This is a genomic window from Nocardia sp. NPDC004582 (assembly GCF_053602115.1).
This window is the reverse complement of sequence record NZ_JBSGCY010000041.1, coordinates 39,523-46,035: the sequence shown is the minus strand read 5'-3', so window position 1 is coordinate 46,035 and position 6,513 is coordinate 39,523. Positions and strand designations below refer to the sequence as shown.

Here is a 6,513-nt window from a genome sequence, read left to right as displayed (position 1 = left end):
ACCTGTCGAACGCGCGTAAGGCCATCACCCCGTACACCGCGGGCCGGGTGCCCTACATCTACACCACCTTCTACGAGGGCGGCGAGGACTCCGACAGCGGTGCCCGTGCCGAGCCGCCGGACGCGAACTCCCGGGGTCTGGCCTGCGACGGGTGGCTTTTCGGCGCGGCCGCGTCGCCGGTGCGCCGAGGTCGCCAGATGTCCGCGCCCGCCAATGTCCGATACGTCGTGGTCCGCGCCGTGCTCATGGCCCGCAGCGCCACATCGTGGGTGGCCAGCCGCTCCAGATACCGACACAATCCGCGCGAGATGCCCAGCGCGCGAACCGTTACCACCGCCAGGCTCAAATCCAGTACCGGCGGCATCTGCCACGCCCGCGCAATCAGCCACGCCGCCAGCGCCGCCAGCCCGAGCCCGCTGCCCAGGGCCAGCACACCCCACCCGATCGACACCGCCATCCGGGCCCGCGACAGCTCGAGCAGCTCCCGAATCCGCCGAAAATCAGCCAGTACCGCCCTCACAGCGCCGACACCTCCTCCGCCCCGGCCGCAGCCGCACCGGGATCGGTCCGACCGGTCTCGCCGCGCCCCCGACCACCGGGCGCCTCGCCGTCCGACCGAACCCCGGAACCGGCGCTCGGCACGGCCCCACCGCCGACCGTCTCGTGCCCGAGTTGAGAGGCGGCCCGCACCGCACCGGTCGAATTCGACGCGGCGACATCCGCGACCGACCGCGCATCCGACCTCGAAGCGCCGCCCGAATCCTGGGACGCGGGTCGCGGCCCGGGCCAACGGTCCGCGGCGCGGGCGGACCGGTCGAGTTGGCCGCAATCGCCTCCGCCTCCGCCCGCAACGGCGGATGCCGGCTCGGCCGAGGTGAAACTGGCGCGCACCTCGACGACGTGGTCGGCGATCGCCAGGACCGAGGGGCGGTGCGCGACTACGACGATGGTGGCTCCGGCGCGGGCGCGGGCAGCCAGGGCCGTGAGCACTGTTGCCTCGCTCTCGTCGTCGAGGTGGGCGGTGGGTTCGTCCAGGAGCAGGATCGAGCGCGGGGCCGCGAGGGCGCGGGTGAGCGCGAGGCGTTGGCGCTGTCCCAGGGACAGGCCGATGCCGCCCGCGCCGACGACGGTGTCCCAGCGGTCCGGGAGAGTGTCGAGGACGATGTCGAAACCGGTGGCGGCACAGGCGGTGTCGATCTGGTCGGGACCGGACGGCGGGCCGAGGAGTTCGAGGTTGGCGCGCAGGGTGCCGGGGATCAGGACGGGGCGCTGGGGCAGCCAGGCGATATGGGACCACCAGTGGTCGGCGTCGAGGTCGGGGACCGGGGTGTCGTCGACCAGGACTGTTCCGGCGGTGGGGGTCAGCAGGCCCAGGATTGCCTGGAGGGCAGTGGATTTGCCGCAGCCGTTCGGTCCGGTGAGGACGGTGACCGCGCCGGGGCGGAGGACTGCCGACAGGTCGTGGGGCGCCTGTCCGTCGCGGGCGGCGACGGTGAGACCGCGGATCTCGATTCGCCCGTGCAGATTTCGATGCGGTGCTGGGACGACGAGGTGCCGGTCCGCGGCCGCACCCTCGGGGGCCGCCGCTCGGGGCTCGCCGGCGGCGCTCAGGTCCGCGGGGCCGGGTTGCGGTTCGAGGATGGCGAAAGCTCGTTCGGCGGCGGCCATTCCGTCCTGGGCGGCGTGGAAACGCTCGCCGACGGCGCGCAGCGGCAGGTAGACCTCGGGGGCGAGGATCAGAGCCAGCAGGCCCGCGTACAGACCCATGTGGCCGAAGACCAGGCGCATGCCGATGGAGACGGCGACCAGGGCCACACACAGGGTGGCCAGCATCTCCAGCACCATCGAGGACAGGAAGGCCAGTCGCAACGCCGACATGGTCCGGTGGTGCAAGGCGTCGCCGAGCTCGCGCACCCGGCCCGCCATGCTGTGCGGTGGATCCCCGGGTCCGGCAGCATGATCCGCGCCCGCGCTGACAGCCTGGTCCGCTGCCGCGTCGGCGGCCGGGTCCGCACCCGCGCCGGCGGCGACAGCCCTCCCCGATGGGACCGGGCGACCGGTCTCGCGGCCGAGGGCGCGCAGGGTCGGCATGCCCGCGAAGAGGTCGAGCAGTTGGTCCGACAGTCGCGTGGTGGCGGCCAGGGTGTCGGCCGATTTCCCCTGGGTGAGCAGGCCGATGAGGATCATGAAGATCGGGATCAGGGGCAGGGTGACCGCGATGATCGCGCCGGACACCCAGTCGTGGACGGCGATGACGGTCAGCACCACCGGGGGCACGAGCGCGGCCAGGATCAGGGCGGGCAGATACCCCGCGAGATAGGCGCGCAGCCCGCTGAGCCCGGAGCCGACCACGACCGCGAGTTCGGTTCGGCGGCTCTCCAATTCACGCGGCGGGAGCTGGGCCCCGGCTTCCAGCGCGGCGGTCTCGAGTTCGGCCACGACCTGCGCCCCGGCCCGGTGCGCGAGCCGGGACTGCCACCAGGTGGCGGCCACCCGGCACAGCACGGCGACCGCGAACACCGCCAATTCGACCGTCCACGACCCGATCCGGCGCTGCCCCGGCTCGGTGATCACCCCCGCCAGTACCCGGGCCAGGGCGAGCGCCCCGATCACGATGCAGCCGGTGGTGATCAGTGACAGGCCCACGCTGAGTCCGAGATACCGGCGCGCGGAGCGGGCGTGCCGCCACAGTCGCGGGTCCACCGGTCGTGCCATGGTCGATCTCCTCTGCGAAACGGGCGCGCCGCCCGGCCGGCCGGGACCGGTCCGGGCGGCGCGCCCCGTCGTTCGGCTCTGCGCGGATTCCGGCGTCAGCTCTTCGTGGTTTGCACCATGGGCAGCCCGATCGGGGCCGGGATCTGCTCCATGGTGAGCCGTTTGCGGAACACCCAGTACGTCCAGGCCTGGTAGACCAGCACGACCGGGACCAGCGCCACCGCGACCCAGCTCATCACCACCAGCGTGTAGTGGGTGGAGGAGGCGGCCACGGTGCCGTCGCGGCCGTCGACGGTGAGGCTGAACGCGTCGTTGATGGTGGACGGCAGCACATTCGGGAACAGCGACCCGAACAGCAGCACGGTGGCGGCCGCGATGGTGATCGCGGTGCCGGTGAACGCCCACCCGTCGCGCCCCTGGCTCGCGGCGAAGCCCGCGATCAGCAGCCCGATCACGGCCAGCGCCAGTGGGATCCAGGTCCAGCCGTGCCCGTGGGCGAGCTGGGTCCAGACGCCGAAGGCGGCCACCACGACGGCGGTCGGCACGAACAGCACCCGGATGACGCGCTGCGCGTCGTCGCGGACCTCGTTGCCGGTCTTGAGGGCGATGAACATCGCGCCGTGCAGCATGAACAGCAGCAGGGTGGTGAGCCCGCCGAGCAGCGCGTACGGGTTGAGCAGGTCGAAGAAGTTGCCCTCGATCTGCTTGTGCTCGTTGAGTTTCACCCCGCGCACGATGTTCGCGAACGCCAGCCCCCAGGCCAGGGCGGGGATCCAGGAGCCGAGGCCGATGCCGATATCGCACCAGGTGCGCCAGCGCGGGTCGTGGATCTTGCCGCGCCATTCGATGGCGCAGGCCCGCGCGATCAGCCCGACCAGGATGAGCAGCAACGCCAGATAGAACCCGGAGAACAGGCTGGCGTACCACTCCGGGAAGGCGGCGAACATGGCGCCGCCGCCGGTGAGCAGCCACACCTCGTTGCCGTCCCACACCGGTCCGATGGTGTTGAGCACGGTGCGCTTCTTCTTCTCGTCACCGCGCCCGATGATCGGCATCAGCATGCCGACGCCGAAGTCGAAGCCCTCCAGCACGAAATAGCCGGTGAACAGGACCGCGATCAGCAGAAACCAGAATTCAGGGAGACTCATCCTCGGCTCCTAGTAGGCGAAGGAAAGCTTCTCGACGGGCTCCCCGGTCATCTTCGGGGTGTCCGGGGTGGATGCCTGTTCGGGTCCGGCGATCACGTACCGGCGCATCAGATAGAACCATCCGATGGCCAGCAGCCCGTAGAGCGCGGTGAACACGATCAGCGAGGTGAGGATGGTGCCGGCCGAGACCCCGGAGACGCCCTGCTGCACGGTCATCCGGATGTGCTGGTCGCCGGTCGGGTTGGGGGCGACCACCCAGGGCTGGCGGCCCATCTCGGTGAAGATCCAGCCGGAGATATTGCCCAGGAACGGCGTGGCGATCGCGATCAGCGACAGCCAGCTGAACCAGGTCTGGTCCGGGACGCGGCCGCGGCGGGTGACCCAGAATCCGGCCAGCGCCAACAGGATCGAGCCGGCCATCCAGGTGATCATGGCGCGGAAGGACCAGTAGGTGACGAACAGGTTGGGGCGGTAGTCGCCGATCCCGTACTTCTGGTTGTACTCGACCTGGAGGTCCTTGACGCCTTGCAGGGTGACGCCGGTGAATTCGCCGGTGGCCAGCCACGGCAGCACATACGGCACCTCGATGAGGTGGTCCACGCTGTCGCAGTTGTTGTGGGTGCCGACGGTGAGCACGGAGAAGTCCGGATCGGTCTCGGTGTGGCAGAGCGATTCGGCGGACGCCATTTTCATGGGCTGCTGCTTGAACATCAGCTTGCCCTGGATGTCACCGGTGAAGATGAGCGCCACCGCCGCGATGAGCACCACGTACAGGCCCATGCGCGCGCTCGGCCGCCACATGGTGCGGGCCTCCTCGAGCGGGGCCTCGGTGCCCTCGGCCTTGGCCTTGCGGGCGTTGCGCACCATCCACCAGCCCGCGATGCCGGCCACGAAAGTGCCTGCGGTGAGGAAGGATCCGGCCACCACGTGCGGGAAGGCGGCGAGGGTGGTGTTGTTGGTGAGCACCGCCCAGATGCTGTGCAGTTCGGCGCGGCCGGTGTCCGGGTTGAACTGCGCGCCGACCGGATGCTGCATGAACGAGTTGGCGGCGATGATGAAGTAGGCCGAGGCGTTGACGCCGATGGCGACCAGCCAGATGCACGCCAGGTGCACCTTTCGGGGCAGCCGGGTCCAGCCGAAGATCCACAGTCCCAGGAAGGTCGATTCCATGAAGAACGCGACCAGGGCCTCCATGGCCAGCGGGGCGCCGAACACGTCGCCGACGAAGCGGGAGTATTCGCTCCAGCCCATGCCGAACTGGAATTCCTGCACGATGCCGGTGGCGACGCCGAGGGCGAAGTTGATCAGGAACAGTTTGCCGAAAAACTTTGTGAGCCTGAGCCAGTGCTCCTTACCGGTGATCACCCACGCGGTCTGCATGCCCGCGACGAGCGGTGCGAGGCCGATGGTGAGTGGCACCAGGATGAAGTGATAGACGGTGGTAATTCCGAACTGCCAGCGCGCCAGATCTACGACGCTCATCCGACCTCCCTGCCGATCTACGACATGACGTAGTAACAGAGACTACGCGTCAGGAGGCTCGGATCAACGTATGCCTCGCCACAGCCAGCCCGAAATTTGCTGGAACGTGATCGGGACTACCAGTCGGCGAGACTCCCCGGCAGCGCGATGCCGCGGTTCACCATCTCCGCGATCTCGCCCGCGTTGTCCGGCGGCGACATGCGCAGTCCGTCCAGCGAATTGACCCGCGCGGCCACCGTGATCGAGGACAGCATCCACACGGCGTCGGCGGTGATCAGGTCGGCGGTGAACAGCGGCTCGTAGCGGCACTCCCAGCCCGCCTTCTCCGCCTGCGCGTACAGCGCTCGCTGAGTGGTGCCGGGCAGGACGCCGTTGCGGGCGGGCGGGGTGATGAGCTGGTTGTCGCGCTGCACCACCACCGTGGAACGCGGCCCCTCGAGCACGCGGTGCTCGGTGCTGGTGAAGATGACGTCGTCGGCGCCCATCCGCTGGGCGAAGCGCAGCGCGGACATATTCGTCGCGTAGGACAGGGTTTTCGCGCCCATCAGCAGCCAGGGCGCGTTCTGGGCCAGGTCGATCGAGATGCCCTTGGACAGGGTGATCACCGAAACGCCTTCGGTGCGCGCCTTTTCCACCCGCGCGGGCACCCCGACCACGAAAACGTAACCGGTGGTGGCGGGTTCGGCCCCGGCCAGCTCCCCACCTTTGTTTGCCGGACGTTCGCCAGCTCCGCCGTGATTGCTGTCACGTCCACGGGTCAGGACCATCCGCAGCGTGCCCTCGCGGTCCTTGCCCCACTCCTCGGCGGCCAGCTCGACCGCGAACCGCCACGCCTCCAGGTCCGGCGCGGGCAGTTCGAGCGCCTCCGCCGAGCGCCGTAGTCGCGCCAGATGCATTTCCAGCGCGCACGGCACGCCATCGCGCACCAGCACCGTCTCGAAGATGCCGTCGCCCCGCAACGCACCGATATCGTCCGCATACAACAACGGCGCGTCCGGATCCCGGATCGCGCCGTCGAGTGTCACCAGAACCCGTTCCACCATGCGATGAGCCTAGGGGAGCCGACGGGTCCCGGGTGCCATACTGTGCCACCCCGCTCGTCAAGCCGCCTGCCATGACCTGCTAGAAGCATGGCTCGCGTTTCAAACCTGCCCAAATGCGCCATCGG

4 protein-coding genes and 1 pseudogene are annotated in these 6,513 nt (G+C 69.6%); all 5 read right to left on the bottom strand.

Translation table 11 applies throughout. The features are described 5' to 3' along the window. Positions 1 to 181 precede the first annotated feature (181 nt). Positions 182 to 457: pseudogene (locus ACWELJ_RS14555) on the bottom strand (ABC transporter ATP-binding protein); the annotation flags it as partial. 59 nt (positions 458 to 516) lie between these two features. Continuing rightward, positions 517 to 2,715 carry an ABC transporter ATP-binding protein/permease gene (locus ACWELJ_RS14550; protein ID WP_452366640.1) on the bottom strand — a complete coding sequence of 733 codons (2,199 nt, stop codon included), beginning with the start codon at positions 2,713 to 2,715 and terminating at the stop codon, positions 517 to 519. Positions 2,716 to 2,810: 95 nt separating this feature from the next. Then, the gene (cydB, locus tag ACWELJ_RS14545; protein WP_452366639.1) at positions 2,811 to 3,863 is read right to left on the bottom strand and encodes a cytochrome d ubiquinol oxidase subunit II; all 1,053 of its coding nucleotides are present in this window, start codon (positions 3,861 to 3,863) and stop codon (positions 2,811 to 2,813) included. Between the two features lie 9 nt (positions 3,864 to 3,872). Then, positions 3,873 to 5,345 carry a cytochrome ubiquinol oxidase subunit I gene (locus ACWELJ_RS14540; RefSeq protein WP_452366638.1) on the bottom strand — a complete coding sequence of 491 codons (1,473 nt, stop codon included), beginning with the start codon at positions 5,343 to 5,345 and terminating at the stop codon, positions 3,873 to 3,875. Positions 5,346 to 5,461: 116 nt separating this feature from the next. Continuing rightward, positions 5,462 to 6,388, bottom strand: coding sequence for an aminodeoxychorismate lyase (locus ACWELJ_RS14535; protein WP_452366637.1), 927 nt, complete (start codon positions 6,386 to 6,388; stop codon positions 5,462 to 5,464). Between the last annotated feature and the right edge of the window lie 125 nt (positions 6,389 to 6,513).

Bases quoted from the DNA above. Each gene is read 5' to 3' on its own strand.
- ACWELJ_RS14535 (WP_452366637.1), bottom strand. From the start codon at position 6,388: ATGGTGGAACGGGTTCTGGTGACACTCGACGGCGCGATCCGGGATCCG.
- ACWELJ_RS14550 (WP_452366640.1), bottom strand. From the start codon at position 2,715: ATGGCACGACCGGTGGACCCGCGACTGTGGCGGCACGCCCGCTCCGCG.
- ACWELJ_RS14540 (WP_452366638.1), bottom strand. From the start codon at position 5,345: ATGAGCGTCGTAGATCTGGCGCGCTGGCAGTTCGGAATTACCACCGTC.
- cydB (WP_452366639.1), bottom strand. From the start codon at position 3,863: ATGAGTCTCCCTGAATTCTGGTTTCTGCTGATCGCGGTCCTGTTCACC.